The sequence below is a fragment of the Micromonospora sp. URMC 103 genome, from assembly GCF_051386435.1.
Classification (GTDB): Bacteria; Actinomycetota; Actinomycetes; order Mycobacteriales; family Micromonosporaceae; genus Micromonospora.
On record NZ_JBPQTR010000004.1, the window covers coordinates 1,685,612 to 1,712,147 of the forward strand.

The 26,536-nt window shown below is 74.4% G+C and carries 26 protein-coding genes; 13 read left to right on the forward strand and 13 right to left on the reverse strand.

What is annotated here, in order from left to right; genetic code table 11:
* The first annotated feature begins 122 nt into the window (after positions 1-122).
* Positions 123-2,126 (forward strand): aa3-type cytochrome oxidase subunit I, encoded by a 2,004-nt coding sequence (gene ctaD, locus ACSNOA_RS11400; RefSeq protein ID WP_436657930.1) that lies wholly within the window; start codon positions 123-125, stop codon positions 2,124-2,126.
* Between the two features lie 34 nt (positions 2,127-2,160).
* On the forward strand, positions 2,161-3,351 hold the full coding sequence (locus tag ACSNOA_RS11405) for an FUSC family protein (RefSeq protein ID WP_436657931.1): 1,191 nt from the start codon (positions 2,161-2,163) through the stop codon (positions 3,349-3,351).
* A gap of 23 nt (positions 3,352-3,374) precedes the next feature.
* On the opposite strand, the gene ACSNOA_RS11410 is transcribed toward ACSNOA_RS11405, so the two are convergent.
* The 3 genes from ACSNOA_RS11410 to ACSNOA_RS11420 all read right to left on the reverse strand — a co-directional run bounded on the left by ACSNOA_RS11410 (position 3,375) and on the right by ACSNOA_RS11420 (position 5,527).
* Complete coding sequence (locus ACSNOA_RS11410; RefSeq protein WP_436657932.1) at positions 3,375-4,100, reverse strand: hypothetical protein; 726 nt, start codon at positions 4,098-4,100, stop codon at positions 3,375-3,377.
* A gap of 69 nt (positions 4,101-4,169) precedes the next feature.
* Positions 4,170-5,252: a Gfo/Idh/MocA family oxidoreductase gene (locus ACSNOA_RS11415; RefSeq protein ID WP_436657933.1), complete on the reverse strand. Its 1,083-nt coding sequence runs from the start codon at positions 5,250-5,252 to the stop codon at positions 4,170-4,172.
* 119 nt (positions 5,253-5,371) lie between these two features.
* Positions 5,372-5,527: a hypothetical protein gene (locus tag ACSNOA_RS11420; RefSeq protein ID WP_436657934.1), complete on the reverse strand. Its 156-nt coding sequence runs from the start codon at positions 5,525-5,527 to the stop codon at positions 5,372-5,374.
* Positions 5,528-5,555: 28 nt separating this feature from the next.
* On the opposite strand from ACSNOA_RS11420, the gene ACSNOA_RS11425 reads away from it, so the two are divergent.
* Positions 5,556-6,038 carry a hypothetical protein gene (locus tag ACSNOA_RS11425; RefSeq protein ID WP_436657935.1) on the forward strand — a complete coding sequence of 161 codons (483 nt, stop codon included), beginning with the start codon at positions 5,556-5,558 and terminating at the stop codon, positions 6,036-6,038.
* Positions 6,039-6,113: 75 nt separating this feature from the next.
* Positions 6,114-7,316 carry an MFS transporter gene (locus ACSNOA_RS11430; protein WP_436657936.1) on the forward strand — a complete coding sequence of 401 codons (1,203 nt, stop codon included), beginning with the start codon at positions 6,114-6,116 and terminating at the stop codon, positions 7,314-7,316.
* A gap of 103 nt (positions 7,317-7,419) precedes the next feature.
* Here ACSNOA_RS11430 and ACSNOA_RS11435 read toward each other — a convergent pair whose 3' ends face one another.
* Positions 7,420-8,358, reverse strand: a complete 939-nt coding sequence (locus ACSNOA_RS11435) for an SMP-30/gluconolactonase/LRE family protein (RefSeq protein WP_436657938.1) — start codon at positions 8,356-8,358, stop codon at positions 7,420-7,422.
* 137 nt (positions 8,359-8,495) lie between these two features.
* Positions 8,496-8,987: a DinB family protein gene (locus ACSNOA_RS11440; protein ID WP_436657939.1), complete on the reverse strand. Its 492-nt coding sequence runs from the start codon at positions 8,985-8,987 to the stop codon at positions 8,496-8,498.
* Positions 8,988-9,291: 304 nt separating this feature from the next.
* Between ACSNOA_RS11440 and ACSNOA_RS11445 the strand changes: the two genes are divergently transcribed.
* The 3 genes from ACSNOA_RS11445 (at position 9,292) to ACSNOA_RS11455 (ending at position 12,095) form a co-directional block, all read left to right on the forward strand.
* A complete protein-coding gene (locus ACSNOA_RS11445) occupies positions 9,292-10,191 on the forward strand; it encodes a LysR family transcriptional regulator (RefSeq protein ID WP_436657940.1) in 900 nt (299 codons plus the stop codon).
* A gap of 134 nt (positions 10,192-10,325) precedes the next feature.
* Positions 10,326-11,066, forward strand: a complete 741-nt coding sequence (locus ACSNOA_RS11450) for an SDR family NAD(P)-dependent oxidoreductase (RefSeq protein WP_436657941.1) — start codon at positions 10,326-10,328, stop codon at positions 11,064-11,066.
* 93 nt (positions 11,067-11,159) lie between these two features.
* A complete protein-coding gene (locus ACSNOA_RS11455) occupies positions 11,160-12,095 on the forward strand; it encodes a MerR family transcriptional regulator (protein ID WP_436657942.1) in 936 nt (311 codons plus the stop codon).
* 48 nt (positions 12,096-12,143) lie between these two features.
* Here ACSNOA_RS11455 and ACSNOA_RS11460 read toward each other — a convergent pair whose 3' ends face one another.
* Positions 12,144-12,443 (reverse strand): putative quinol monooxygenase, encoded by a 300-nt coding sequence (locus tag ACSNOA_RS11460; protein ID WP_436657943.1) that lies wholly within the window; start codon positions 12,441-12,443, stop codon positions 12,144-12,146.
* A gap of 486 nt (positions 12,444-12,929) precedes the next feature.
* Between ACSNOA_RS11460 and ACSNOA_RS11465 the strand changes: the two genes are divergently transcribed.
* The 4 genes from ACSNOA_RS11465 (at position 12,930) to ACSNOA_RS11480 (ending at position 16,298) form a co-directional block, all read left to right on the forward strand.
* Entirely contained in the window at positions 12,930-13,343 is a 414-nt protein-coding gene (locus ACSNOA_RS11465) for a hypothetical protein (RefSeq protein WP_436657944.1), read from the forward strand.
* Between the two features lie 19 nt (positions 13,344-13,362).
* On the forward strand, positions 13,363-13,959 hold the full coding sequence (locus ACSNOA_RS11470) for a cell wall protein (protein WP_436657945.1): 597 nt from the start codon (positions 13,363-13,365) through the stop codon (positions 13,957-13,959).
* A gap of 71 nt (positions 13,960-14,030) precedes the next feature.
* Positions 14,031-14,897 carry a MauE/DoxX family redox-associated membrane protein gene (locus ACSNOA_RS11475; protein WP_436657946.1) on the forward strand — a complete coding sequence of 289 codons (867 nt, stop codon included), beginning with the start codon at positions 14,031-14,033 and terminating at the stop codon, positions 14,895-14,897.
* Between the two features lie 21 nt (positions 14,898-14,918).
* Complete coding sequence (locus ACSNOA_RS11480) at positions 14,919-16,298, forward strand: N-acetylmuramoyl-L-alanine amidase (RefSeq protein ID WP_436657947.1); 1,380 nt, start codon at positions 14,919-14,921, stop codon at positions 16,296-16,298.
* A gap of 48 nt (positions 16,299-16,346) precedes the next feature.
* Here ACSNOA_RS11480 and ACSNOA_RS11485 read toward each other — a convergent pair whose 3' ends face one another.
* Positions 16,347-19,616: an AfsR/SARP family transcriptional regulator gene (locus tag ACSNOA_RS11485; protein WP_436657948.1), complete on the reverse strand. Its 3,270-nt coding sequence runs from the start codon at positions 19,614-19,616 to the stop codon at positions 16,347-16,349.
* Between the two features lie 153 nt (positions 19,617-19,769).
* Here ACSNOA_RS11485 and ACSNOA_RS11490 point away from each other — a divergent pair, with 153 nt between their 5' ends.
* On the forward strand, positions 19,770-20,807 hold the full coding sequence (locus tag ACSNOA_RS11490) for an NlpC/P60 family protein (RefSeq protein WP_436657949.1): 1,038 nt from the start codon (positions 19,770-19,772) through the stop codon (positions 20,805-20,807).
* A gap of 58 nt (positions 20,808-20,865) precedes the next feature.
* Here the strand turns inward: ACSNOA_RS11490 and ACSNOA_RS11495 are convergent, their stop codons facing one another.
* From ACSNOA_RS11495 to ACSNOA_RS11505, 3 genes are all read right to left on the reverse strand, one after another.
* Positions 20,866-21,189, reverse strand: coding sequence for a TraR/DksA family transcriptional regulator (locus ACSNOA_RS11495; protein WP_436657950.1), 324 nt, complete (start codon positions 21,187-21,189; stop codon positions 20,866-20,868).
* A gap of 308 nt (positions 21,190-21,497) precedes the next feature.
* Positions 21,498-22,265 (reverse strand): ABC transporter permease, encoded by a 768-nt coding sequence (locus tag ACSNOA_RS11500; protein ID WP_436657951.1) that lies wholly within the window; start codon positions 22,263-22,265, stop codon positions 21,498-21,500.
* 58 nt (positions 22,266-22,323) lie between these two features.
* A complete protein-coding gene (locus ACSNOA_RS11505) occupies positions 22,324-22,806 on the reverse strand; it encodes an FBP domain-containing protein (protein ID WP_436657952.1) in 483 nt (160 codons plus the stop codon).
* Positions 22,807-22,869: 63 nt separating this feature from the next.
* Here ACSNOA_RS11505 and ACSNOA_RS11510 point away from each other — a divergent pair, with 63 nt between their 5' ends.
* A complete protein-coding gene (locus ACSNOA_RS11510) occupies positions 22,870-23,442 on the forward strand; it encodes a TetR/AcrR family transcriptional regulator (protein WP_436657953.1) in 573 nt (190 codons plus the stop codon).
* Positions 23,443-23,467: 25 nt separating this feature from the next.
* Here ACSNOA_RS11510 and ACSNOA_RS11515 read toward each other — a convergent pair whose 3' ends face one another.
* From ACSNOA_RS11515 to ACSNOA_RS11525, 3 genes are read right to left on the reverse strand one after another with little or no spacing between them, the layout of a single operon-like run.
* Complete coding sequence (locus ACSNOA_RS11515) at positions 23,468-25,246, reverse strand: FtsX-like permease family protein (protein WP_436657954.1); 1,779 nt, start codon at positions 25,244-25,246, stop codon at positions 23,468-23,470.
* Between the two features lies 1 nt (position 25,247).
* A complete protein-coding gene (locus tag ACSNOA_RS11520) occupies positions 25,248-25,970 on the reverse strand; it encodes an ABC transporter ATP-binding protein (RefSeq protein WP_436657955.1) in 723 nt (240 codons plus the stop codon).
* Positions 25,967-26,503 (reverse strand): PadR family transcriptional regulator, encoded by a 537-nt coding sequence (locus ACSNOA_RS11525; protein ID WP_436657956.1) that lies wholly within the window; start codon positions 26,501-26,503, stop codon positions 25,967-25,969. The genes ACSNOA_RS11520 and ACSNOA_RS11525 overlap by 4 nt, the downstream gene beginning before the upstream one ends.
* Positions 26,504-26,536 lie beyond the last annotated feature (33 nt).

The window sequence follows — 26,536 nt, forward strand, 5'->3', positions numbered from 1 at the left end:
GCGGATCCGCCGAGCGACACCCGAGCGTGAACGGTTTTGTCCAACTTGCCCTCGTTGTCCGGCTGGCTGTGCCAAGGTCTGGAGGACTGTTGGCGCGCGGATAACTGGTCTCGGAGTGGGTCATGCCGAAGCGGGGGAGTGCGGTGTCCGGTCAGGACCGGCAGCCGGCGATCCTGGCGCCGGGCCGGTTCGGCGGATATCCCGGGCCCCTGCGGCGGCCCGTTCCGGGTAGTTCGCTGATCCGGTTCCTGGCCACGACGGACCACAAGCAGATCGGGATCCTGTACCTGCTCACGTCGTTCGGGTTCTTCGTGGCGGCGGGGTTCGAGGCGATGGTGATGCGCGCCGAGTTGGCGCGTCCGGGGCTGCAGTTTCTGTCCTCGGAGCAGTACAACCAGCTGTTCACCTCGCACGGCGCGGTGATGCTGCTGCTGTTCGCCACACCGGCGGCGTTCGGGTTCGGCAACTTCATCGTGCCGATCCAGATCGGCGCCCCCGACGTCTCCTTCCCCCGCCTGAACGCCCTGGCCTACTGGCTCTATCTCCTCGGTGGGCTCATGGTCCTCGGCGGGTTCATCGTGCCGGGCGGTTCCGCGGACTTCGGGTGGACGGCCTACACGCCGCTGAGCGACGTCGAGCACTCCCCGGGCGTGGGCGCGAACATGTGGGTGATCGGCCTGGTCATCTCGGGTCTGGGCACGATCCTCGGCGCGGTCAACCTGATCACCACGATCCTCACGCTGCGCGCACCCGGCATGACCATGTTCCGGATGCCGATCTTCACCTGGAACATGCTCTTCGTCAGCGTGCTCGTGATCCTCGTCTTTCCGCTGCTCGCCGCCGCCCTGCTGGCGCTCGCCGCCGACCGGCTGATCAACGCGCACGTCTACGATCCCGCCACCGGCGGCCCCATGCTGTGGCAGCACCTGTTCTGGTTCTTCGGCCATCCCGAGGTCTACATCATCGCGCTGCCGTTCTTCGGCATCATCACCGAGATCATCCCGGTCTTCTCCCGCAAACCGATCTTCGGCTACACCGGTCTCGTGCTCGCCACGATCGCGATCACCGTGCTCTCGATGACGGTCTGGGCGCACCACATGTTCGCCACCGGGCAGGTGCTGCTGCCGTTCTTCAGCATCCTCAGCTACCTCATCGCCGTGCCGACCGGCGTGAAGTTCTTCAACTGGATCGGCACGATGTGGAAGGGGCAGCTCACCTTCGAGACACCGATGCTGTTCGCCATCGGCTTCCTCGTGACCTTCCTGCTCGGCGGCCTCACCGGCGTGCTGCTGGCCGCGCCACCGGCCGACTACCACACCCATGACACCTACTTCGTGGTCGCGCACTTCCACTACGTGGTCTTCGGCACCGTGGTGTTCGCCCTCTTCGGCGGCTTCTACTTCTGGTGGCCCAAGTTCACCGGCCGGATGCTCGACGAACGGCTCGGCAAGGTCCACTTCTGGACGATGTTCCTGGGCTTCCACGGCACGTTCCTGGTCCACCATTGGCTGGGCAGCGAGGGCATGCCCCGGCGGTACGCCGACTACCTGCCCACCGACGGGTTCACCACGCTCAACACGATCTCCACGATCTCGGCGTTCGTCCTGGGCTTCTCCACGCTGTTCTTCATCTACAACGCCTGGAAGTCGTGGCGCTACGGGGCCGTGGTCACCGTGGACGACCCGTGGGGCTTCGGCAACTCCCTCGAGTGGGCCACCTCCTGCCCGCCGCCGTTGCGCAACTTCGACCGGATGCCCCGCATCCGCTCGGAGCGCCCGGCCTTCGACGCCAAGTACGGGACGATGGTCGCCGACCTGGGCCGCGACCTGCCGCAGCGCGCCGCCCGGCCGCCGCAGGAGATGCGCGACGAGTTGCACGGCGAGCGGCGCGGACCGGAGGCGCCCACCCTCACCGGCGCGCACGGGGCCGAGGAGGTGGAGAGGTACCACCCGAGCCCCGAGTCGGGTGCCCGTCCCATCGACGTTCCGCGTCCCGAGGAGGTGCGCCGGCCGAGCTTCGAGCACACACGGGAGGCCGACGCGGATCCCCTGGACGCCCAGCACCGCGAGGGCGCACCCCGCGAGTGGCGCCACCCCGGGGACGAGGAGGACGAGCGCGACCGGTGACGACTGATCCGCCGGGCAGCGGGTAGGAGCGGCCGTGGTCGACGCCGGTCCGCGGGAAGGTGGCGGCGGACCGGCTCGGGCCGGTGCGCCCGGGGAGGCCCTGGCTGCCCGGCTCGCGTCGCTGCGGTCGCGGCTCGCCGGCTCACTAAGCGACCGGTTGCGGCGGGTGCGCGCCGGGGGCGGGCTGGCCCTCCAGGCCGGGCTCGCCGCCGGTCTGTCCTGGCTGGTGGCCGACACCCTGCTGCACATCCCGCAGCCGGTCTTCGCGCCGATCTCCGCGGTGATCGCGCTCGCGGCCTCGGTCGGTCAGCGACTCCGCCGCACCGTCGAGCTGATCGTCGGGGTGTCCCTCGGTGTGCTGATCGGCGACCTGCTCATCCTCGCCGTCGGGACGGGGGCGTGGCAGCTCGGCCTCATCGTGGTGCTGTCCATCGTCGTGGCGGTGCTGGTCGGCGGCAGCCCGGCGGTGATTGTGCAGTCCGCGGCGACGGCCGTGCTCATCGGCACGCTGAGCCCGGTCGTGGCGAACCTGGAGTTCCCGCGCTTCCTGGCCGCCCTCATCGGCGGGGCCGTGTCCGTGGGGGTCACGGCGGTGCTGCTGCCGCTCAACCCGCTCCGGGTCATCAACCGGGCCGCGAAGCCCGCGCTGGACCTCCTCGTCGACCAGCTCGAGGCGACCGCCGGGGCGCTGCGACGACGCGACGCCGCCGCAGCGCAGGCGGCCCTCGACCGGCTGCGGAACAACAAGAGCGAGGTGGCAGCGTTCTTCGAGGCGGCGCAGGCCGCGCGGGAGGCGAGCGCCCTCTCGCCGGTGCACTGGGAGCACCGGCAGGGCCCGGTGGGCCGGTACGCGCGGGCCGCGGAGCCGGTCGACCGGGCCATGCGCAACAGCGGTACCCTGATCCGCCGCACGGTGACCCTCATCGAGGACGACGAGCCGATCCCCGACGCGCTGCCCGCCGCGGTGTCGGCGCTCGCCGAGGCGTGCCGGCACCTGCGCCGGGAGTTCGCCACCGCCGACGAACCCGACGAGGCCCGCGAGCAGGCGTTGCGGGCGGTGGCCGAGGCGGGACACGCCTACCGGGTCGGCGTGGGATTCTCGGGAGCGGTCGTGGTCGCCCAGGTGCGCACCACCACGAGCGACCTGTTCGTGGCGACCGGGGTCGAGCAGGAGGAGGCGAACCGGCTGGTGCGGAAGGCCTTCGGCGCCCTGGACCAGCCCTGAACGCCGTGATCTGCCGGCGGCCGTCAGGCGAAGCGCTCCGTCGTCGCCGGAATGAGCCCGGCCAGGCGTACGGCGGTGGTCAGCTCGTGCAGGACGGGCCCGACGGTCGCGTCGGTCGCGGTCGCCAGGTCCACGGTGAGGTCGACGCACCAGGCGATGCCACCGCCGATCCGGCGCAGCGTCCAGCGGTGGTCGTCGCCGTCGACGCGGCGCCGCCCGGCGGGCATGCCGTCGACGGGCGGCGGCGCGCCGACCGGTCGCCAGTGTGCGGCCAGCCTCGCCACCCGGTCGGGCGGAAGGTCTCCTGCGAAGAGGACGCGGTACACGCGCCGCTCGTGGCGGCCGTGGGGTGCCTGCGGCACACCGAGCCGCAGCGGCGCCGTGGCGGGGAACGCCTGCCGGTCCTGGAAGCGGGTGCGTAGCGCGCGCTCGTCGGGCAGCGGCCCGCCGCCGAGCCACCGGTGGGCCGCGTCCGCGGCGTCCCGGGCAACCGGAAGCGTCCGGGCCCGAAGCTGCGGGTCAGCGCGCATGCCCCGGCTGAACGCGGCGGAGCCGCCCCAGCCGGCCGACGGCGTCCACACGGCGCTGTCGAGGCCGGTCGTGGACCAGTCGGGCGCGCGCAGGAACTCCTCGACCACGAGGGCCTCGGCGGTGCCACCGGACGCGTCGAGGATCAGGTAGTAGTCCAGCGATGGCGCGGTCCCGGCGGTCGCCACCGCCGGCCGCGTACCGTGCGCCTCGACGCTCATCCGGCCCCCTCCGGCTCGCGTGGCCCGAGCCCGACCCGCACGCTAGCGGAACCGTGCCCGGCCCGGGGGTCACCGCGCCGAGGCCGGCGGTACGGGAAGGACCGCCCCCTCGACGGAGGAGCGGTGCGCCAGCTCGATGAGCGCCACCGTGTCGACGGCGTCGCGCGGGTCCACGGGCATCGGCACGCCGTCGCGCAGCGCCACCGCCACCTCCCGGTAGAAGCTCTCGTACCGGCCCGGCTCGGTGGGCACCGGCCGCAGGTCGCCGTCGACGCCGAGCCGGCCGTACCGGTCGGGGCCGACCTCGCCCCAGCCGGGCGTGCCCGGGCGGCCCCCGTCACGCAGTGCCGCCTCCTGCGGGTCCAGCCCGTACGTGGTGTAGCCGGCCCGGTCGCCGAGGACGCGCAGGCGCGGGCCGAGCTGCGGGGTGACGGCGCTCATCCACAGGTGGGAGCGGACGCCACCGGTGTGGGTCAGGGCCACGAACGCGTCGTCGTCGACCTGTGCCCCGGCTCGCCGGCGGTCCACCTCGGCGTAGACGTGGGAGACCGGCCCGAAGAGCTGCACCGCCTGGTCGACGAGGTGCGCGCCCAGGTCGTACAGGGCGCCGCCGGCCTCGTCCGGGGCGCCCAGCTCCCGCCAGCCCGGCTTAATCTCCGGCCGCCAGCGCTCGAACCGGGACTCGAACCGGGTGACCCGCCCCAGGTCGCCCCGCTCGACGAGCCGGCGGGCGGTCAGGAAGTCGCCGTCCCAGCGGCGGTTCTGGAACACGGTCAGCGGGACGCCCCGCCGCGCCGCCTCGTCGACCAGCTCGCGGCCCTGCGCCGAACTGGCGGCCAGCGGCTTGTCCACCACGACCGGAAGGCCGGCCGCGATCGCGGCCCGGGCCATCGGCACGTGCAGCCGGTTGGGCGTGGCCACCACCACGAGGTCGAGGGCGTCCGGGGTACGCCACAGCAGGTCGGCGTCGTCGACGAGGCGGGCGTCCGGGTGGTCGTGCCGCACCTGCTGCCGCCGCTCCGGATCCCGGGTCACCACGGCGTGCAGCCGCAGCCCGGGTGTCGCGGTGATGAGCGGGGCGTGGAACACCCGGCCGGCGAGCCCGTACCCCAGCAGCGCGACCCGCAGCGGTGCCTGCGCCGTACCCGCCATGCCACCCTCCGTCTCCCGGGCGGCGTCCTGGTGAGCCCGGCCCGGTGGCCCCGAATCTACGCCGCGCGGATGCCGGTTCCGGCCGGCATGGCGAAGATCACCACCGGGGCAGCGGGAGGTCAGAGCCGGTCGTACTGGCGGCGTAGCAGCGCCTCCGCGGCGGTCGCGTCGTCCGCCGCTCCGCCACCGGCGGTCACGATCACGACGACGTCGTCGTGCTGCGCGACGGCGTGCACCTCGGGCAGCAGCGCCACGGTCCGGCCGACCCCGTCCACACCGGACGCGTCAATGTAGCGTTGACACGTGCCGCCGGACCTGGAGCGACTCGCCGCCCTCCGCGCTGCGCGGGAGCGCCTCGACAAGCAGGAGTTGGAGCTGATCGACCGGGCGCGTCACGCCGGCGCCACCTGGGCGCAGGTCGCGTCGGCGCTCGGCCTCGCCAGCCGGCAGGCGGCGGAGCAGCGCCGGCAACGCCTCGCCGCGGCCCGGCGCGCCCGCCGGCAGGAGCGGGACCGCGGCTACTCCGCCCGGATCGTCGCCCTGCGCGCCGCCGTCCTCGATCTCCAGCGCTGGATCGACGCGGACCGGCGCTGGGACGGCCGGTTCCCGCGTGCCGCACTCGTGCGCGCCACGGCGGCGGCTGCCCACGACGCCGAGCCGGGCGCGTTGTACGCGCTGGCCCGGCACATCGCCGCCGACCTCGCCGAGGCGGGACCGGACGGGTTGCCGGCGCCGGTCCGGTCCATCGCGGGCCGGCTCGACGGTGAACTGTCAACAGCGCATTGACGCATCCTTCAGCCATTGCGCCGTGCCGGCTCAACTCCGAGGATCTGAGTCGTCTCGACTTGACCCGGAGGGGCTGTGCGACGGAACGCGACACTGTTCGTGGCGATATCGGTGCTGTCCGGCCTCGGCGGCAGCGCCATGAACCTGGTGAGCGGCCTCTGGGTGCTCGACCTCACCGGGTCCACCGGCATCGCGGCGCTCGCCGGGCTCTTCCTCTACGGCCCCCAGCTCGCCGGCCCGTGGCTGGGCGGCGTGCTCGACCGGGCGCCGCGGCGACCGCTGCTCGTCACGACCAACCTGGCCCTCGCCGTCGTCATCGCGAGCCTGCTCACGGTACGCGGGCCCGGCCAGACCTGGCTGATCTTCGTGGTCTCCGCCGCGTACGGGATCAGCTATTTGCTGATCGACGCGGGTGAGACGGCGCTGCTGCCGTCCGTGCTGGCGCCCGGTGAACTCGCCGACGTCAACGGCTGGCGGTCCAGCGCCCAGGAGGGCATGAAGCTCGTCGCCCCGCTGGCCGGCGCGGGCCTCTACGCCTGGCACGGCGGGCCGGTCGTCGCGGTGCTCTGCGCCGGGCTGCCCGTGCTGGTGGCCGCCCTGTACGTGGCGCTGCGGCCGGCGCGTACGCCGTCGGCGCCGGCACCGGACCGCCCCGGCGGCGTACGGGCCGGCTTCCGCCTCCTCCTCGGACAGCGGGTGACCCGGGTGACCGTCGGGCTCGCCGCGGTGTCGATCGCCGTGTCCGGCTTCACGACGGCCGCGGGCTACGCGGTCGTCACGGAGGACCTCGGCCTGCCGAGCACGTTCCTCGGCGTGCTGCTCAGCGCGCAGGGCGCCGGGTCGGTGGCCGGCGGGCTTGTCGTCGGGCGTCTCCTGGCCCGCCACGGCGCCGTACGGGTGGCGGTGGTCGGTGCGCTCCTGTTCGCGGCCGCCTGCCTGGGCCGGTGCCTGCCCTGGCCGCCGGGCGTCCTGGCGGCGGCCGTGGTCGGCGGCGTCGGTCTGCCGTGGACGCTGGTCGCGGCGATCACCGCCGTGCAGACGCACACCCCGCGGGCGATGCTCGGCCGGGTGTCCGCCACGGCCAACACCGCCATGTTCGGGCCCATCGTGCTGGCCACGCCGCTCGGGTCCGAGGCCGTCGCCCTCGGCGGCCGGCCGGCTCTCGTCGCGGCCGCCGGGGTCTGCCTCCTCGCCGTGGCCGTCACCGCCCGCCGGCCGGAGCCGCGGAGGCCGGACCGGGCGCCGACCCCGGCCGGCCCGGTCGCCGGACGGTCATGATCCCCAACGGATCGGCGATGTGGCGGCATCCGGCGGACCCGGACACCGCCACATCGGCGAAATGGGGTCGATCAGACGTCGACCGGGCGCGCCCGACGGGTCGTCAGCGCGGGTCGACCGCGACGACCCGGTACTTCGTGGTCGGCGTCGGGGTGGTCGTGAAGCGCGCGTTGGGCAGGTAGAGCCGGCCGAACGCCATGGCCACCGTGGTCGGGACGTCGAAGCGCGGGTGGGTGATCATGCCGGTGAGCCGCCCGGCCGTCCCGGCGGGGTCGAGCTCGACCACCGCGATCTGGTTGAGGCGGTTCTGCACGACGTAGAGCGTGCGCCCGACCAGCAGCAGCCCGTCGCCGGCGGCGAAGGTGTGCCCGGGCACGTCGACGGCGGTGGTCACGCCGGTGGCCGGGTCCACCCGGAAGAGCGTGCCGGTGTTCGACTGCACGACGATCAGCGCCCGGCCGTCCGGCGTACGGGCGATGCCGTTGCTGTTGATCCCCGTGCCGACCTGCTGGAACTCGCCGGTCAGCGGGATCGTGGCGAAGCCGTCGGCAGGCGGCGGCGCGCCGTGGCGACCCAGCGGCAGCCGGTAGAGCACCGGCCGGTTGGAGTCGGTGAAGTACGCGGCCCGGTCGGTGAGGACGACGTCGTTGACGAACGTCGGCGCCGTGGCGAACTGGTAGTGGGCCAGCACCCGGCCGGTGCGCGTGTCGATCACGCGAGCGTCGCCGGCCGCCCCGCCGGCCACGAAGAGCCGGCCGCGACGGTCGACCTTGAGGCCGAGCGACGGGGTCCCCGTGGCCGGGCTGATCACCCGACCGTCACCACGGACCAGGTCGGCCCGGTAGATCTCGCCGGTGGCACGCGAGCCGAGGTACGCGTACCGGCCGGCGGTGGCGATGCCCTCGGGCTGGAAGCCGTCCGGCAGGGCGATGCGGGTGGGCTTGGTGGGGCGGTCGTGCGCCGCGGCCGGTGTGGCGACGGCGGTGGCGAGGAGGGTGGCGGTCAGGGCTGCGGAGAGCGCGGTCCTGAGGTGACGGTTCACTGTGCTCCTTCCGGTCGGCGGCCCGCTCCCCGGCGGCATGCCTCGCGGTGGGGGAGCCGGGCCGGCCACGATCAGTGGGGCCAGGACCCACCCCACTGTACGTGCCCCGCCCGGCAGCGCACGGTGAGCGCCGGCGTTCAGCCGGCCCGGCGGATGTCGAGCAGGTGGTGCTCTCCCTCGTGGACGGTGTGCTGCCCGAGCCACAGCAGCGTCCGGGCCCGCGGCTGCGGCCACGGATAGACGCCGGTGCGGGCCAGCTCCGCCGGGCCGAGGCCGTCGAAGCGGGCGGCCAGGGCGTCGGCGGCGTCGGCCAGATCGGCCAGCACCACGGCCGGGGCCTGCTCGTTGTACGCCTCGGCCACCGCGCGTTCGTCGCGGCCCATCGGCGCGAACTCGGGTGCGGTCACGGTGAGCGCGAGCACCAGCCGCTCGCCCTGCACGCGCAGCACGTCCCGTACGTGGCAGGTGTACTCCAGCGGTGACCAGACCCGCTCCGCCGGCCGCCGTCGAGGCGCCCGCGCCGCGCCGAGCGCCGCGGCGTAGCGGCCGCCCAGCGCGCGCAGGAGCGCCGGCAGGTCCGCCGGGGAGACGCTCGCGTAGACGAAGCCGCACTCGTCACATCGGTCCACGGCGCGAGCGTACGCCGGGGCGGGTCCCCGGCCGGCCCCGTCGCCCGCCGGTCCCGGCGCATCACCCCGGGCGGTCGCGTCGTGGCCGGCGGCGCATCACCCCGGGCGGTCGCGTCGTGGCCGGCGGCGCATCACCCCGGGCGGTCGCGTCGTGGCCGGCGGCGCATCACCCCGGGCGGTCGCGTCGTGGCCGGCGGCGCATCACCCCGGGCGGTCGCGTCGTGGCCGGCGACGGACCGGGCGGGCGTCGCGACGACTCGGCCGTTCGGCACGGCGGCGGGGGCGGCCGTGATGTCATGGGCCCGTGGAACTGCGTGAGATGCGGGCGTTCGTCGCCGTGGTGGAGGAGGGCAGCCTCTCCGGCGCCGCCCGGCGGCTGCACGTGAGCCAGCCCGCGCTGTCGCAACAGATGAACGGCCTGGAGCGGCAGCTCGGTGTGCAGCTGCTGGTCCGCAGCAGCACCGGGGTCCAGGTCACCGAGGCGGGCGCCACGCTGCTCGCCGAGGCGCGGGCGGTGCTGGCCCGCTACGACCAGGCGGTGGCCGCCGTCACCCGGCACGCCGGGCCGGGCGAGACGGTGCTGCGGCTCGGGATCCCGCTGGAGCTCCCCGCCGACCTGCTGTCCGCTCCGCTCGCCGAGCTGGCCACGGCATACCCGGGCACCCGCGTCCAGGCGCTGCACATGCCGACCGCGGCCCAGATCGCCGCGCTCCGCGCCGGAGACCTGGACGTGGGCCTCGTGCGGGAGCACCCGGTCGGCCCCGACCTGGATGCCGTGCTGGTCGTCGAGGAGCGCCTGGGAGTGCTGCTCGACGCCGAGCGGGCGGCGAAGCTGGGCGGCCCCGACGGGGTACGGCTGGATGCCCTCGCCGGGCTCGACTGGGTCGGCTTCCCCCGGTCCGGAAGCCCCATGTGGTACGACGAGGTGACGGCCATCCTGCGCAGCCACGGGCTGGACCTGGGCCGTACGCCGCCCGAGGGGCAGGGGCTCATCGCCCCGGTGAAGCTCGCCGCGGTGACCGCCGGCGGGGCGTTCGCGTTGGCGCCGCCGGACTGGCAGCAGCCCATACCGGAGTCGCTGGCCTGGCTGCCCCTCGTCGGGCATCCGCTGGTCCGCCGTACGTGGGCGACCTGGCCGGCCAGTTCCCGGCGCCGCGACCTCGGCCACCTGATCGCCGCGCTGGAGTACCAGGGGCCGGAGTAGGCCGGCGACCGCTTATGGCGGCCATAAGCGGCTCCGTCAGCCGTTCGGGAAAGTCGTGGCCGCTGCGCGCCTTGACACCCACGGGTCGGGACAGCCCCGACCGTCGCAGGAACGAGATGTGGGTGGAAGAGATCATGGAACTGCAGGGAACCGTGGCGCTGGTGACCGGTGGCACGAGCGGCATCGGCCGCGCCGCCGCCGTGGCGCTCGCCCGCCAGGGCGCGCACGTGGTCATCTCGGGGCGGGACGAGGCCCGGGGCAACGAGGTCGTCGGGGAGATCTGGGCGGCCGGCGGTCGGGCGGACTTCGTGGTGGCCGACCTGCGGGACGAGGCGTCGGCGCGGGCGCTGGCGGCCCGGGCCCGGGAGCTGGGCGGCAGGGTGGACATCCTGGTGAACAACGCCGGCATCTACCCCTTCGGCCCCACCGAGCTGACCACCGAGCAGGACTTCGACGCCGTGTACTCGCTCAACGTGAAGGCGCCGTACTTCCTGGTCGCCGACCTCGCGCCGGAGATGGCCAAGCGGGGTCACGGCGCGATCATCAACGTGAGCACGATGGTCGCCGAGTTCGGTTCGCCGGGCATGGCCCTGTACGGGTCGAGCAAGGCCGCGGTCGTGCTCCTCACCAAGTCGTGGGCGGCCGAGTACGGCCCGCACGGTGTGCGGGTCAACGCGGTGAGCCCCGGCCCGACCCGGACCAGCGGCACCGCTCCGATGGGTGACGCCCTCGACCAGCAGGCCGCCCAGGCGCCCGCCGGCCGGCCCGGCTCCGCCGAGGAGATCGCCGAGGCGATCGTCTACCTGGCCAGCGACCGGGCGAGCTTCGTGCACGGCGCGGTGCTGCCGGTCGACGGCGGCCGCATCGCCGTCTGACCCTTCGCGGCGGCCCGTTCGACGACGATGCTCGGGCGGGCCGTCGCCGGGGTGGCTTGCATCTCCCGTGGGGGGAGAGGCGAGGGTGGGGGCATGGACGGCGACGCGCGGTACGCGATCGGTGAGCTGGCCCGGCGTACGGGGCTCACGGTCAAGACGATCCGGTTCTACGCCGACCGGGGGATCGTGCCGCCGGCCGGGCGCAGCCCCGCCGGCCACCGCCGCTACGGCGCCGACGCGGTCGCGCGCCTGGAACTCGTGCGGACGCTGCGGGACCTCGGGCTCGACCTGCCGACGATCGGCCGGGTGGTGCACCGGGAGATCCCGCTCGCCGAGGTCGCCGCGGCGCACGCCGACGCGCTCTCCGTCCAGATCCGGTTGCTGCGCCTGCGCCGTGCGGTGCTCGTGGCGATCGCCCGGCGCGAACCCGACGCGGAGGAGATGGAACTGATTCACCGGCTGGCGACCCTGAGCAGGGAGGAACGCGGGCGCCTCGTGGGCGAGTTCCTCGACGCCGTCTTCGGCGGCCTCGACGCCGACCCGGCGTTCGCCGGCCTCCGGCGCTCGATGACGCCGGAGCTGCCGGACGACCCGGACGGCGACCAGGTCGAGGCGTGGATCGAGCTGGCCGGGCTCGCGCAGGACGCGGACTTCCGCGCCCGGATGCGGGAGGTTGCCGAGCAGTACGCCGCCGACCGTGCGCACGACGTCACGGGCGGGGTGCGCCGGGACGCGGTGGCGGTCGTCCGTGCCGAGGCCGGGCCCGCGCTCGCGGCCGGCGTCGACCCGTCCTCGCCACCGGCCGACGCCGTGGTCGCGGCGATCACCGCCCGGTACGCGCGGCTCTGCGGCAGACCGGACGGCCGCCCCTTGCGGCGTCGGCTGCTGGCCCGGCTGGAGGCGGCCAGCGACCCCCGACGGGAGCTGTACCTCCGGTTGCTGTCGGTCGTCAACGGCTGGCGGGCGACCGACAGCCTCGCGCCGGTGCTCGACTGGTCGATCCGGGCGCTGCGCGCCCGCGTCGTCTGACCGCTGCTTGGGTCCGCGCGTCCGCGGGGTCTGACCACGTGTCCGCCGTTAGACGCCCAGGCCGCCGACCACGGCCATCTCCTGGCTGGCGAACTCCCCGGTCAGCAGGGGCATGGCCCGGGCGATGGCGGCCCTCGTCTCGGGCAGGTGGAGCGACCGGTCGTGGTGCTCCCGGGACTCCCAGATCTCGCAGACCCGGATCAGGTCGGGGTCGTCCTCGACGACGCCGACCGCGTAGAGGTGGCACCCGGCCGCGCGGAGGCCGTCGCCGCCCTCGAGGAGGATGGCCACCACCTCGTCCCGGTGTCCGGGCCGCGTCCTCATCGAGTTGACGTAGCCGTAGGTCATCGCACCCTCCCGTCGCCGGACCATCCTCGACGACCACCGTGCCCCCTCGGTACGACAGTGGCCACCACCACCGCCGTCGGACCGGGTCGTGTCGCGTGCCGCGGCCGGCGCGACCCGATCCGCCGGCCCGCGAACCCGACCCGCCGAGCGGGGCGACGTGGCCCGGTCGACCGGCTCACGGGAGAGGCGTGATCGACACGGGATCGCCGATGTGGCGGTTCCGGGGCGGTGCGACACCGTCGTATCGCCGGAACGGAGTCGATCAAGCCGGGTCACGGCGCGCCGGCCAGCGCGAGCCGGCCGGCCCGCCAGCCCATCAGCCCGCGTGGATCGCACCCCGTCAGCCCACGGCCGAACGCGGCCCCGCGGCCGGCTCACCGGATGTAGGAAAACTTCTTTCAAGCGGTTGACTTCGATGCTTTGTGACGGAAACAATCCCCGTCTATATCTACCGCTGTCAATTGTCATCCCTGGAAGGAGGCACCCATGGCAGCTCTGCGAGGCGAGGTGTCCTGGTTCTGCTGCGGCAGTGCCTGGGGTCCCTGCGGCACGGCCGGCGGCGGCGCGTGCGGCACCTGCCGCTCCGCCAACTACCAGCACGCCTGGCCGAACACCTCGGACGCGTGCCTGGCCATCACCCGCCCCGACGCCTGCGGCATCACCGGCATGACCCGGCGTACCTGCGGCTTCCGGCACTACACGACCAACCTCTGCAACGGCGCCCGGATCGGCACCACCATCGCCGACTGCGGGCCGCAGACGGACCTGTTCTGCGGCGAGCGCACCTGCTGCGGCTCGGCCTGCGGCAGCAACCGGATCATCGACCTGACGCCCGCGGCGTACAGCGCGATCGCCAGTCTCTCCGCCGGGCTGCGGCCCTGCTCGGTCGACACCGTCTGACAACGGGAGGGCGCAGACCATGAACCAGACCCTGGACCGCCGCCGACTGCTCGCCACGGCCGCGCTCGGCGGCGTGGTCGGTGCCACCGGCCTCGGCTCGCTGGCTCCGGAGGCGGCCTTCGCCGCCGAGACGGCGGCCGTCGAGCCCGGCATGCCCGACCCGAACTTCGCCGAGGGCCGGATCAGCAAGATCTCCGGAAGCATGCTGCTGGTCACCGGCTCGGACGCCGTCCTGCACTCCATCCGGATCACCGACGGCACGAGCATCTGGAAGCTGCACCCCACCACGTTCGACCGGGTCGCCGTGGGGGACGGGCTCTACGCCCGCGGCGTGCGCCTGCCCGACGGCACGCTCGCCGCCGACTCCGTGTGGGTGAACATCGTCAACCTGCACGGGCACATCGCCTCGGTCGGCCGCAACATGCTGCACCTCGACCACAAGGGCCAGCGGATCGTGGCGCACGTGGTGCCCGGCCGCTCCGCCGCCGTCTACAACGGCACCCCCGCCATCAGCGACATGTCGCTGCTGCGGGTCGGCCGGCACGTCCAGGTGCTCGGCGCCTGGCACCCGGACACCAACGAGATCGACATCGCCACCGTCTACGCCGCCGCCTGACCGGGCCGCGCCCCGGGCGGCGCCGTACGCCGTCCGGGGCGCCGCCCGCCGGACCACCGGAGGGAGAACCCATGCTCGAGATGATCGCGGCGCTGCAACCGCTGGTCATCGGCGCGGTGCTGGTCTGGTCCGCCCGCGTCAAACTTCTCAGCCGGCACGCCGCCGCGACCGCCAACCGGTCGGCGCTGGCCCGGCTCGTCGGGGAGCGTCGGGCGCTGCCCGCGTACCGGCTCCTCGGCGGCGTCGAGCTGGCTGTCGGCGGGCTGCTCCTGCTACCGCCCGCGTCGCGGTGGGAGGCGGGCGCCGCCACCGTCCTCGCCGTCGGTTTCCTCGCCTATCTCACCTACGCCCGCCGGGTCGCCCCCACCTCGTCGTGCGGCTGCCTGAGCGCCCGGTCCACGCCGGTCTCCGGCCGGAGCGTCGGCCGAGCCGCCGTGCTGGTGGCGGCGGGCGGCCTCGCCGTGTTGGCGAGCGGCGGCTGGACGGGCGCGCTCACGGCGCGGCCGCTCGCCGGTGCGGCCGTGCTGCTCGCCGAACTGGCCGCCGTCGTCGCGCTCTCTCCCGAACTGGACCGGGTCTGGCTGCTCCCGCTCCGCCAGGTGCGGGTGCGGCTCACCCATCCGCTGCGCGGCAACTCGGGCGTTCCGCTGCTCGCGAGCGTCCAGCAGCTCCAGCTCAGCGACGCTTACCGGCGGATCGCGCCGCTGCTGCGCTCCGACGTACGCGAGCACTGGGACGACGACGGCTGGCGCTTCGTGGGCCACGCCGCCCGTTACCAGGGGCGGCCGGCGACCGCCGTGTTCGCCGTGCCGCTGGCCGACCCGGAGCCCGCGTCGGTGCGTGTCGCCGTCGTCGACGACGCCACCGGGCACACCCTTCTCAGCCTGGCCGGCACCCCACCGCCCGCCGGCCCGCACCTCTTCGTCGTCCCGGCCTGACCGTCCCCGAAAGGACAGAAGATGATCGCGGCACCCCCCTCCCGTCGCGCTCGGCTCGCGCTCGCCCTGATCACCGCCCTGGCCGTCCCGGCCGCGGTCGCCGCGCCGGCGGCCGCCGACCCGGTCCGGTCACCGGCGGGCACCGGCCCCCTGACCCCCGCGTTCGACGCCGCCGCCGCGCGGTACGACGTGCCCCGCGACCTGCTCGTGGCCCTCGGCTACGCCGAGACGCGGCTGGACATGCACGCCGGGGCGCCCAGCGCGTCCGGCGGGTACGGCCTCATGCACCTCGCGAGCAACCCGCAGGTGCGCACCCTCGACGAGGCGGCCGCCCGGACGGGGCTTCCGGCGGCTGCGCTGCGCACCGAGCCGGCCGCCAACGTGCTCGGCGCGGCCGCCGTGCTGCGCGCGTACGCCGACCAGACCGGCCTGACCCCGGCGGCGCGCGACGACCTCGGCCGCTGGTACGGGGCGGTGGCCCGGTACGGCGGCGCGCGCGAGCCCTCCGCCGCCCGCCTCTACGCCGACAGCGTCTACGACCTGCTGCGCACCGGATTCGCGTCCGATCAGGGCGAGACGGTGACCGGCCGGGCCGTCACGCCGCAGCGGGGCGCGCTGGAGCGGGCGTCGTCGCCGGGCGACATGGGCACCCTGAGCACCGACTACCCGCCGGCGGCGTGGGCGCCGGCCAGCACCAGCAACTACACGGTGGCCAGCCGGCCCAGCAGCCACCGGGTCAACTACGTGGTCATCCACATGACGCAGGGCTCGTACGCCGGCTCGATCAGCTGGTTCCAGAACCCGGCCTCCCAGGTGAGCGCGCACTACACCTTCCGCTCCTCCGACGGTGCGGTCACCCAGTCGGTACGGGAGAAGGACATCGCCTGGCACGCCGGCAACTGGACCTACAACACGCAGTCCATCGGCATCGAGCACGAGGGGTACGTGGACAACCCCGCCTGGTTCACCGACGCCATGTACCGCGCCTCGGCCGCGCTCACCCGCAGCCTCACCACGAAGTACGGCATCCCCCGCGACCGGTCGCACATCATCGGGCACGTCGAGGTGCCCGGCGCCACCCACACCGACCCCGGTCCGAACTGGAACTGGACGTACTACATGCAGCTGGTCAACGGCGTCACCGGCATCGGCTCCGGCACGGTGAACACCTCCTCGGCCAACCTGAACGTGCGCTCGGGCCCCGGCACCGGCTACGCGATCGTCGGCAGCGTGGCGGCCGGCGCCACGGTGAGCGTCTACTGCCAGGCCGCCGGCACGACGGTCACCGGCCCGTCCGGCACCAGCAACGTCTGGAACCGGATCGGCACCAACCGCTGGGTCGCCGACGTGTACGTGAACACCGGACACAGCGGATACATCCCGGGCGTGCCCCGCTGCTGACGGCGTGACGAGCCGCCCTTCCAACGGCGCGGTGTCGGGGTCTCCCCGTCACCGCGCCGTCGGGGGAGTCGCGTCGATCCTGGGACGCCGGAACCGGGGCGCCGCCTCGGCGAGCAGGGTCTCGATGGTCGCCGTGTGGCTGCCGTCGCCGGTCGCCGCCCGCAGCGCGAGAAGGGCGTGGGCGTGCTCGAGGTGGGAGCCGACGTCCCGGAGCAGGTCGGCGGCGGCCCGGGCCAGCCGCTGCGCGCCGGCCCGGTCGCCGGCACGCAGCGCGGTCTCGGCGAGCAGGGTCCCGGCCATCCCCTCGTACTGTCGGTAGCCGCACTCGCGGGCGAGCGCCGCGGCCTCGGCGGCGTCGCGTCCGGCCCGGTCCGTGTCGCCGGACGCGAGGTGGGCGCGGCTCAGGCCGAGCAGCGCGAGCACCCGGCCCTGCGCCGCGTCGGCCTGGTCGGACAGGCGCAACGCCCGTCGGAAGTACGCCGCCGCGAGCCGCCGGTGCCCGAGTTCGAGACGGACGGTGCCGAGGCTGTGCAGCACCAGAGCCTGCGCGAGCGGGTCGGTCACGGTGCGGAGGGCGGCGAGGCCGCGGACCGCGGTGCGCAGCGCCCCGGACAGGTCGCCCTGGAACATCCGCACCACGGCGAGGTGCCCGGCCGCCGCGGCGCGGCCCTCGACGTCGCCGAGTTCCTCGTACCGCTCCGCCGCGCGGCTCAGCTGCTCGTACGCCTGACCGAGCTGCCCCCGCCACAGGCTCAGCACGCCGAGGTTGATGAGCGCGGACGCGGCGCCGCGTTTCGCGCCAGCCCTCTCGTGCCGCCGCAGCGCCTCCGCGAGGTCGGCGGCGGCATCGGCCAACCGGCCGGTGAGGATCCGGGTCACACCGAGGTTGTTGAGCGCCACCGCCACCTGTGCGCCGCCGGCGTCGCCGTGCGCCGCGACGGTGTGCGCGAGCTGGCGCTCCGCGGCGCGCGTCCGGCCCATCCGGGAGAGCTGCACGGCGGTCAGGGAGCGGGCCGACAGATCCCCCTCCGTCCAGCCGATCCGGCGACTCAGCCGCCGGGCCCGGGCGCTGTGCGCGATCGCCTCATTCGGGCGTCCCTCCAGCACGTGCGCGATGGCGAGGCTCAGGCACAGCGCCGCCACGGCCTTGACCTGGCCCTGCGCCTCCGCCGCCCGGAGGCCGGCGCGGGTCACCGTGAGCCACGCGTCGATGTCCCGCGCGGCGAGGAACTTGACGCGCAGCGCGAGGGCCAGCCGCCAGGCGAGGTCCGGAACACCCCGCTCGGCCGCGCGCAGGGTCAGCGACCGGAGGTGGTCGTACTCCTCGTCGAGCCAGGTCACGGCCTCGGCCGGACCGGCGAAGAACGACGGTGGCGCGGCGGTGTCGACCTGGAGCAGCTGCGGCGCCAGGAGTCGGCACGCCGACGCGGCCCGGTCGAGGTACCAGCGGTGGACCCGGCGGACCGCGGCGGCCCGCTCCTCGGCGGGGTCGCGGTTGCGGGTCAGACCGCCGGCGTACTCGTGCAGGAGGTCGTGCACCACGAAACGCCGGCCGGGACCGACGGTGAGCAGGTGCGCGTCGGCCAGGCGGAGCAACGACGGCTCCACCTCGTCGGCCGGTCCTCCGGCCAGCGCGACCGCCAGCGAGCGGTCGAACTCGGTCACCGGGAGGAGCCCGAGGAACCGGAACACCCGCTGGGCGGAGGGCGCCAGCCGGTCGTACGAGTGGTGGAACACCGCCGTCACGCCGCTGGCGCTGTCGTCGCCGGTGCGCAGCAGTGGGAGCCGGGACCGGCCGGCGAGCTGCCGCGCGCGGGCGGCCACCGGGCGCTCGATACCGACCGGCAGGTCGACTGCGGCGATGCGCAGCGCGAGCGGCAGCAGACCGCAGCGCCGGGCGAGGTCCCGGGCCGCGTCCGGCTCGGCGGCGACCGTCTCGGGGCCGGCCACCCGGCCGATGAGTTCGACGGCGTCGGCCTCGTCGAGCGCGTCGATCTCCACCCGCTCGGCGCCCTCACGGACGACCAGGCCGAGCAGCCGTTCCCGGCTGGTGACGAGGACCCGGGTGGCAGCCCCACCGGGGAGCAGCGGCCGGACCTGCTCGGCGGAACGCGCGTTGTCGAGGAGGACGAGCAGCCGCAGGTCGGCCGTGAGGGACCGGAACAGCGCGGCGGCCTGCTGCACGTCGGCCGGCACCTCGCGGGCCGGCACGCCGATGCCGCCGAGAAGGTGGTGCAGCGCCTCCCGTGCGGTCAGCTCGGGCTCGGTGCCATGTCCGTGCAGGTTCACGTAGAGCTGTCCGTCGGGGAACGCGTCGGCGGCGGCGCGGGCGGCCCTAACGGCGAGGGTCGTCTTGCCGGCGCCGGCCATCCCGGAGATGACGATGGCGGGAGTGCCGGACGACGCGTCGGTGAGCAGCCGGCCCACCCGCGCGAGTTCCCGTTGTCGGCCGACGAAGTGCTGGCCCACGGCGGGCAGCTGTCGGGGCCGCGGCACCGGGCCGGCCGTCGTCGGGGCGGCGTCCGGGTCGGGTGGCGGCGGCGCGGTCGGCGGCTCGACGGTCGTCACGGCCGACGGTGGGGCGGCGAGGGCAGGGTCGGCCGCGAGGATCCGCCGGTGCAGGCGTTGCAGCGCCGCGCCGGGCTCGATGCCCAGCTCGGTGCGGAGCAGGTGACGCCCACGTGTGAACACGTCGAGCGCCTCGGCGCGCCGGTCCGCCCGGTGCAGCGCGAGCATCAGCTGTGCCCGCAGCCGCTCGTCGAGCGGCCGGTCGGCGACCAGCCGGCGGAGTTCGGGGAGCAGCTCGGCGTGCCGGCCGAGCGCCAGCTCCGCCTCGATCCGGCCGGCGCGCGCGGTCGCCCGCAGCTCCTCGAGGGGCGGCCCCTCGGCGGCGGCCAGCTCGTCGGTGACGTCGGCCAGCGCGGGACCCCGCCACAGGGCGAGCGCCTCGTCGAGCAGGCTGGCCGCCGTCGCCGCGTCGCCCGCGTCCAGGGCGGCCCGGCCGGCCGAGGTGAGCGCGCCGAAGCGGACCGAGTCCACCGTCTCGCCGGGCACCCGGAGCACGTAGCCGGCCGGTTTCCGAACGATGACGTCGGCGGGGAGGGCCCGACGCAGCAGTGACAGGTACTGGTGCAGCACGCGCCGGGCGGTGGGGGCCGGGTGGGCGCCCCAGGTCAGGTCGATCAGCCGCGCGGTGGACACGGGCTGGTTCGGGGTGACGGCGAGGGTGGCGAGGACCGTCCTCGGCTTCGTGCCGAACAGGGGGAGCCGGTCCCGGTCGTGCCATGCCTCCACCGGACCGAGAATCCGAAACTCCACGCGCCAATCCTGGCACAACCGTCGATGTCCAACCAGGCGACCGTGAACGGGCCGCGACGGCTGGACATCGAAGATCTAAACAACCGGACGCACAACGCTGAAACAGCGGTCGCGGATGGTCGTCGCCGTAAACCCCTACCGGAAGGCGAGACCATGCAGAGAACCGTCCATGCTGGACGTGGGGGCGCGTTGAGGCGGCGCGCCGTCCTCGTCGCGCTGCTCGTCCTGGCCTCGGTGGGCGCGACGCTCACCGTCGCCGCGCCGGCCCAGGCCGACGAGCCGCGCGGCACCCGGATCAGCCGGGCCGAGATCATCGTCCGGGCGTACGACTGGTGGCAGCGCCGGATTCCCTACAACCAGGGGGCGACGGCCACCGACGTCGAGGGCGTCCCGTACCGCACCGACTGCTCCGGTTTCATCTCGATGGCCTGGCGGCTGTCCACGAGCCGCACCACCGACACCCTCGACGACGTCTCGACGACCATCCCGAAGTCGGACCTGCAGGAGGGCGACATCATGATGTGGGACGGCTCGGGCACGGCCGGGCACGTCGTGCTCTTCGAGAAGTGGGCGAACGCCGACAAGACCCGACTGTGGATCTTCGAGCAGGCCAGCACGGCCGAGGACATGAACCACCGGGAGGCGGCGCTGTCGGAGTTCTCCCACATGACGGCGTACAAGTACGGCGACGGGGACGGCGCCGCCGACGAGCGCAACGAGTCGTTCAACCAGGTTGCCGGGACGGAGGTGCCGAACCCGGGCACGTCCGCGCCGGCCTGCAACACCCGCGAGCTGCCGCTGTTCCGGCTCACCGGCTATCGCAACGTCGAGATGAGCTACCACAGCTGTATCCGCGAGGAGTCGGCGACGACCTTGACCGGTTGGATCGCGGTGTCGTGGAGACCGTACTCGGGAAGCGACGACGACAGCACCGTCACGGTCGGCACGAAGTTCGACGGCTTCGGGATCCATCCACAGTTGCAGGTGGGCGACATCACCAAGAAGGAGTGGGAGTGCTGGGTCGGCGGTGACATCAACGCGGCGGCGTCGGGCGTACGCGCCTGCTCGTTCTCGGCGACCCGCCCGAGCGGCGGGACGGTGAGCGTCGACGGGTTCCTCAACTGGGACGAGAACAACGACGGCCTCTTCGCCTTCGGTCCGCACTACGTGTACGGCAGCCCGGTCCTCTAGGGCGAACGGACGGGGGTGGCCGGGTCCCGCCGGGACCCGGCCATACCGTGCGGTCGCGTCAGCCGTTCTGCTTCTGCTGGCAGGGCACGCAGTAGCGGGCGTGCGGCAGGATCCCGAGGCGCTCCGCCGGGATGTCGCCCCGGCACCGTTCGCAGGCGCCGTAGCTGCCGTCGGCGATGCGCCGCAGCGCCCCGGCGATCTGCTCCAGGCTCTGGCGCGTCGCGGCGATCAGCGCCGACTGGGTGTGCGCCTGGCCGGGGTCGCCCGTGTCGGCGGTGAGTTCGGTCAGCCTCGCCGTGTGGACCTCGAACTCCTTGGCGAGGGATGCGTGCAGCTCGTCGAGCCGTTCCTGGTCGGCCCGTCGGTGGGTGCCGGTGCTCATGGCGTGTCTCCTTGTCGGGGGTAAAAAGAAAAGGGCCGAAGCTTGGAAGCTTCGCCCCTGGCGTCCGTTGTGGTGTGCGGATCCGCCGGTGGGCCACGGCCCGGGATCGGGCTCGGCCGCCCGGTGGCGACGGCGGTGGGCACGACGGGCGCGCCCGCGGGGCGGCCGTCGGGCAGCGCGGCGTGGCGGGACCGGTGGGCAGCACGCAGCGCCGTCAGTGTCCTGACGGTGGTGGCGCACTTACCGACCGTTGGCATCCGACCACCATAGGCGGACGGGACGGGAAAACCAACCGTGTTGGCTCGCGTTCAGCCGGCCAGGGCCGGCACCGGCTCGGCCGGGCGCAGCCGGCCCCGGGCCACCAGCTCGACGGTGATCACGATCGCCACGACCTCCACGGCGAGGAGCCCCACGAGGACGAAGAGCTGGGTCACCCCCGCTTCGAGGGGGCTCGCGCCGCCGAGCAGGACACCGACGAACGCCCCCGGGAGGGTCACGAGACCCACCGTGCGGGTCTGGTCCAGCGCGGGGATCAACGCCTGGGCGGCGGCGGACCGGCAGACGAGCAGCACGGCGTCGCGGGGGACCAGGCCGAGCGCGAGCGCCGCCTCGACCTCGCCGCGGCGCCCCGTCAGCTCGTCGAGGGCCCGCCGGCCGGCGAGCGAGGTGGCCGTCATGGCCCCGCCGATCATGATGCCGGCCACCGGGATGACGGCGATCCCCCGCGCCGGCACCAGGCCGGCGACCAGCAGCGACGCCACCACGGCGAGGCTTCCCGCCGCGACCGGCAGGCCGGCCCACCAGCCCCGTACGCCGGGGGTGATCCGCCGGGCGGCGGTGCCGGACGCGACGACGCACATCAGCGCGACGAAGCCGGCCGTCGCCCGGAGCGAGGTGACGATGGCGGCGATCAGCAGGGACACGGCGGTGAGCTGGACGGCGGCACGGACGGCGGCCACCACGATCTGCCGCTCGTGCCCCAGCCGGCCGAGGACCGCCACGCCCGCCGCCACGGCGGTGAGCGCGGCGAGCGCCACCCAGAGCTTCGGCCCGAGCACCAGCATCGTCGAGGACATGCGGCCAGTCTTCCCCGGGCGCCCGCCGACGGCGGCGGGCGCCGAGGTCACCGCGCGGTCAGCCGACGACCTTGCGGAGGAAGGCGGCGAGGTTCGCGGTGGTCCGGTCGACCTTCTCGGCCACGGTGAGGGTCTCGTCGAGCCGCCGCCCGGCGTCCTTCCTGCCCCGGAGGTAGAGCGAGCAGGCCAGGTCGGTGCAGATGTACGCGCCCACGGAGTTGCCCTGCCGCCCCTGCCGCCCGGCCTTGCGCGCGGTCATCAGCGAGACCCCGTCGCCGGTGTGGGTGGTCAGGCACAGCGAGCACATGCTGCGCCGGGCGCGCCCGGCGTGCGGCGCCACCCGCAGCGCCACGCCGACGAGCCCGGTGTCGGCTTCGGCCACGAGGTAGGCCCGTTCCTCGGCGGCGGGGTCGTGCCACCCGAGGAAGTCGAGGTCGGCCCAGGGGCGCTCGGCGAGGTCCCGCGGCACGGCGAGACGCTGGGTTTCACCCTTCGTGCAGTTGACGAAGGAGGCGCGGATCGCGGGTTCGGTCGCTGGCATCATAGGATCTAGCCTAATACTATTAGGGAAATGCCCAAGACATCTAGGCGTGGGGTGGAACACATGGCGCGTGCGGGGGTGACCGTCGAACGCCTGACCGTGGCGGCGGCCGAGCTGGCCGACGAGGTGGGCTTCGAGAACGTGACCGTGTCGGCGCTCGCGCGTCGCTTCGGCGTCAAGGACGCGAGCCTCTACTCCCACATCCGCAACGCCCAGGACCTGCGGGGCAGGGTGGCGGCCCTGGCCCTCACCGAGCTCGCCGACCGCGTCGCCGCCGCGCTGGCCGGCCGTTCCGGCAAGGACGCGCTGGTGGCCTTCGCCGACGCCTACCGGGCGTACGCGAAGCAGCACCCCGGGCGTTACGCGGCCACCCAGCGGGAGCTCGACCAGCCCGATCCGGCGACCGTGGCGGCGGCCGTGCGGCACGCCGAGCTGACGCGGGCCATCCTGCGCGGCTACCAGCTCGCCGAGCCCGACCAGACGGACGCCGTACGGATGCTGCACAGCACGTTCCACGGGTACGTGAGCCTGGAGCGGGCCGGCGGCTTCCGCCACACCCCGCGTGAGGTGGACGCCTCCTGGTCGCGGACCCTCGACGCCCTCGACGCCGTCCTGCGGAACTGGCCGCCGCGGTGAGCGGCCGCGTGCCGTCTGCTGCCGGTCAGGTCGGCGTGGACCGAAGGGCGTCCGCGACCGGATGCCGGGTGGTGGTCAGGGCGGGGATGGCGGTGAGTACGGCGACGGCGAGCAGGACCGCGAGTGCCATGGCGAGCATCCAGGAGGCGGGTGCGTACCGGATCTCGCCCGGACTGACGACCAGATACAGCCCGATGCCGAGCGGGATCCCGAGGGCGACGCCGGGTGTCGCGGGAAGGAGCTGGGCCACCGCCATGCCCCCGGTCACCTGCGCCGGCGTGGCACCGAGTGTCCGGGCGACGGCCAGGGGGTGACGGGCGTCGAGGACGGCGGTCCAGGTGCTCACGATGGCGTTGATGAGCGCGAGCACGCAGAGGACGCCGATGACGAGGAGCATGGCCTGGAGGGTTCGCGTGTCCTGGGGGTTGGCCAGCTCCGAATCGCCGAGCTTGACCTGCCGGTCCTGTGCCAGGCCCATGAGCAGGGCGGCGAGCGCGGTCGTGGTGATCAGGGTGTTCACCATGACGAGGCGGGCGCGGCGGGGGCGGCGGGCGTTGACGCGCACCCCGATCAGCAGGGCGGTGGGTAGCCGGCGCGACAGCCAGACGCGCCACCGACGGCGTCGGGGTGGTGTGGCGGCGTCGGCCAACGCGTGGACGGTGTCGGTGGTGGCGGCGCGCAGCACGGGCGCCACGGTCGCCGCGGCAGCGATGGCGAGGGCGAGCACGGTGGCGGTGACCACGGTGCGGAGCGCGGGCGGGTGAACGCCGACGGAGCCGAGGAGCCCGGCACCGGGGTTGGTCAGCGCGGGCGCGGCGAGCCAGCCGGCGGCCAGGCCGATGCCGGCCGCGGCGAGCCCGATGACGAGGTATTCGGCGAGGTGGACGACGGCGATCATGGCTGGTCCGGCGCCGACGGCCTTGAGCAGTCCCACGCGGCGGCGTTGGTCGACGACGCGACCGGCGACGATGTTGGCGACGCTGGCCACCGCGAGGGCGGTGAGCAACCAACTGCCGACCTGCAGGGCCAGGTGCGCCTTCTTGACGAGCCTGCCGTCCGCCTCGGCGATCTGCCTCCAGCTGGTGTATTCGATCCCGCCGCTGCTCAGGTGCCGGAACGAGGCGCTGGCCTGCGGGTCGGCGAGTCTCAGGTTCAGCGTGTACGACAGGGGCCGCCCGCCGGCCAGCACGCCGATCTCGCTGCGGTCCACCCAGACCAGGCCGGCGAGCTGGACCAGGGGGCTGCCGAAGTCGTAGCGCCAGTCGGCGTTCGGGTAGACGGCTCTGGCGGCCGTCACCGCGGTCCCGACCACCCGCAGCGACCGACCGCCGATGGCGACGGTGTCGCCCACGTGCACGCCGAGGGCGTTGGCGAAGGTGGGTTCGACGACCACCCCTCCGGGGCGTACCCAGGTGCCGGCGGTCACCGCGGGCCGGTCGAGCGCCGCCGGCGAGCCGTCCCGCCCCTGGACGACCGCCTGCACGGTCTTGCCGTGGGCGGTCAGCATCAGGAACGCGATGGGATACGGGCCACTGTGCGCCGTCACACCGGGCCCGGTGGGCAGCGGCGCGAGGGCGGCCAGGGCGTCGGGGCCGGTCGCTCCCGGCATCGCCACCACGTCGGGGCCCGCGGTCGCGGCCCGGGTCCGCTCGTACGGCCCGGCGAGAGCGTCGTTCAGGGCGAGGCCGATGGTCAGCGTGCCGGTCGCGGCGGTGATCGCGATCAGCAGCAGGACGGTTTCGGTCCGGCGCCGGCGCAGGTCCCGCACCAGCAGCCGGCACACGAGCAGGAGACGGCCGCCCACCTCAGCGCGACCCGCCGTAGAGCGTGCCGGTGCCGGCGAGCCGGCTGTCGTCGGCGAACGCGCCGTCACGCATGGAGATCACCCGGTCGGCGACCGCGGCGATGCGCGCGTCGTGGGTGACCACCACCAGCGTCTGCCCCGTCGTACGCAGATCCTCGAAGAGTCGCAACACCTCGAGGGTCGCGGCGCTGTCCAGGTTTCCGGTCGGCTCGTCGGCGAGCACGACCAGCGGCTCGTTGCTCAACGCGCGGGCGATGGCGACCCGTTGCCGCTGGCCGCCGGACAGCGCCGACGGCTGGTGCCGGGCGCGGTCGGCGAGCCCGACGCGGTCGAGCAGATGCAGGGCACGTTGCCGCGCCCGGCGGGGAGACTGCCCGGCCAGCAGCGCGGCCAGCTCGACGTTCTCCACGGCGGTCAGCTCGTCCATCAGGTGGAAGGACTGGAAGACGAAGCCCACGTGGTGGCGTCGGAGGCGGGCCAGGGCGCGTTCGCTCATCGCGTCGATCCGGTGCTCGGCCAGCCAGATCTCGCCGTCGGTGGGGCGTTGCAGCCCGCCGAGCAGGTGCAACAGGGTCGACTTCCCGCAACCGCTGGGACCCATGATCGCCACCGTCTGCCCCGCGGGCACCTCAAGGTCGACCTCGTCGACCGCGCGCACCAGCGCGCCTCCCCGGCCGTACCACCGGCTCACCCCGTGCGTCCGCAGCAGCGCCGACCCGGTCATGCCTCCGCCTTCCGGCCGCGTGCGGTCCACATACGTTCGCACGCCTCCAGCCACTCCAGGTCGGCCCGCAACCGGAGCACGACCCCCTCCAACAACAACCCGACAACCGGATCGACCGACCGGTCCAGCGCGGCCCGCTGGGCGTCCCGCAACCGACGCAGCACCTCACGCCGGTGCGCGTCGACCAGGGCCACCGGATCGGCCAGCCGGGCGGCCGCGGCGGCCACGAGCTTGAGGTGGAACTCCGTGAGATCCGGTTTCGGCCAGGTCACCTCGGTCAGCCAGGCGGTGACCCGTTCCTGCCCGGCGGGCGTCAGCGCGTACACCCGCCGGTCGGGCCGGTCCGGCAGGCCCTCGGCCCGTTCCGAGGTCACCAGCCCGGCCTTGGCCAGCCGTGTCAGCGTCACGTAGATCTGCCCGGCGTTCATCGCCTCGCCGAGCGGGCCGAGCGCACCACGCATCCGCCTGCGCAGCTCGTACCCGTGTGCCGGCTCCTTCGCCAGCATGGCCAGCACCACGTCCTGCACCCGCACGCCCCTCAGCTAGATCGCTTATGGATAACCGCT

What these genes read in the sequence shown, in the direction of transcription:
- ctaD (WP_436657930.1), top strand. Translation starts at nt 123, where the DNA reads ATGCCGAAGCGGGGGAGTGCGGTGTCCGGTCAGGACCGGCAGCCGGCG.
- ACSNOA_RS11410 (WP_436657932.1), bottom strand. Translation starts at nt 4,100, where the DNA reads ATGAGCGTCGAGGCGCACGGTACGCGGCCGGCGGTGGCGACCGCCGGG.
- ACSNOA_RS11415 (WP_436657933.1), bottom strand. Translation starts at nt 5,252, where the DNA reads ATGGCGGGTACGGCGCAGGCACCGCTGCGGGTCGCGCTGCTGGGGTAC.
- ACSNOA_RS11450 (WP_436657941.1), top strand. Translation starts at nt 10,326, where the DNA reads ATGGAACTGCAGGGAACCGTGGCGCTGGTGACCGGTGGCACGAGCGGC.
- ACSNOA_RS11455 (WP_436657942.1), top strand. Translation starts at nt 11,160, where the DNA reads ATGGACGGCGACGCGCGGTACGCGATCGGTGAGCTGGCCCGGCGTACG.
- ACSNOA_RS11460 (WP_436657943.1), bottom strand. Translation starts at nt 12,443, where the DNA reads ATGACCTACGGCTACGTCAACTCGATGAGGACGCGGCCCGGACACCGG.
- ACSNOA_RS11465 (WP_436657944.1), top strand. Translation starts at nt 12,930, where the DNA reads ATGGCAGCTCTGCGAGGCGAGGTGTCCTGGTTCTGCTGCGGCAGTGCC.
- ACSNOA_RS11470 (WP_436657945.1), top strand. Translation starts at nt 13,363, where the DNA reads ATGAACCAGACCCTGGACCGCCGCCGACTGCTCGCCACGGCCGCGCTC.
- ACSNOA_RS11475 (WP_436657946.1), top strand. Translation starts at nt 14,031, where the DNA reads ATGCTCGAGATGATCGCGGCGCTGCAACCGCTGGTCATCGGCGCGGTG.
- ACSNOA_RS11480 (WP_436657947.1), top strand. Translation starts at nt 14,919, where the DNA reads ATGATCGCGGCACCCCCCTCCCGTCGCGCTCGGCTCGCGCTCGCCCTG.
- ACSNOA_RS11490 (WP_436657949.1), top strand. Translation starts at nt 19,770, where the DNA reads ATGCAGAGAACCGTCCATGCTGGACGTGGGGGCGCGTTGAGGCGGCGC.
- ACSNOA_RS11495 (WP_436657950.1), bottom strand. Translation starts at nt 21,189, where the DNA reads ATGAGCACCGGCACCCACCGACGGGCCGACCAGGAACGGCTCGACGAG.
- ACSNOA_RS11500 (WP_436657951.1), bottom strand. Translation starts at nt 22,265, where the DNA reads ATGTCCTCGACGATGCTGGTGCTCGGGCCGAAGCTCTGGGTGGCGCTC.
- ACSNOA_RS11505 (WP_436657952.1), bottom strand. Translation starts at nt 22,806, where the DNA reads ATGCCAGCGACCGAACCCGCGATCCGCGCCTCCTTCGTCAACTGCACG.
- ACSNOA_RS11510 (WP_436657953.1), top strand. Translation starts at nt 22,870, where the DNA reads ATGGCGCGTGCGGGGGTGACCGTCGAACGCCTGACCGTGGCGGCGGCC.
- ACSNOA_RS11520 (WP_436657955.1), bottom strand. Translation starts at nt 25,970, where the DNA reads ATGACCGGGTCGGCGCTGCTGCGGACGCACGGGGTGAGCCGGTGGTAC.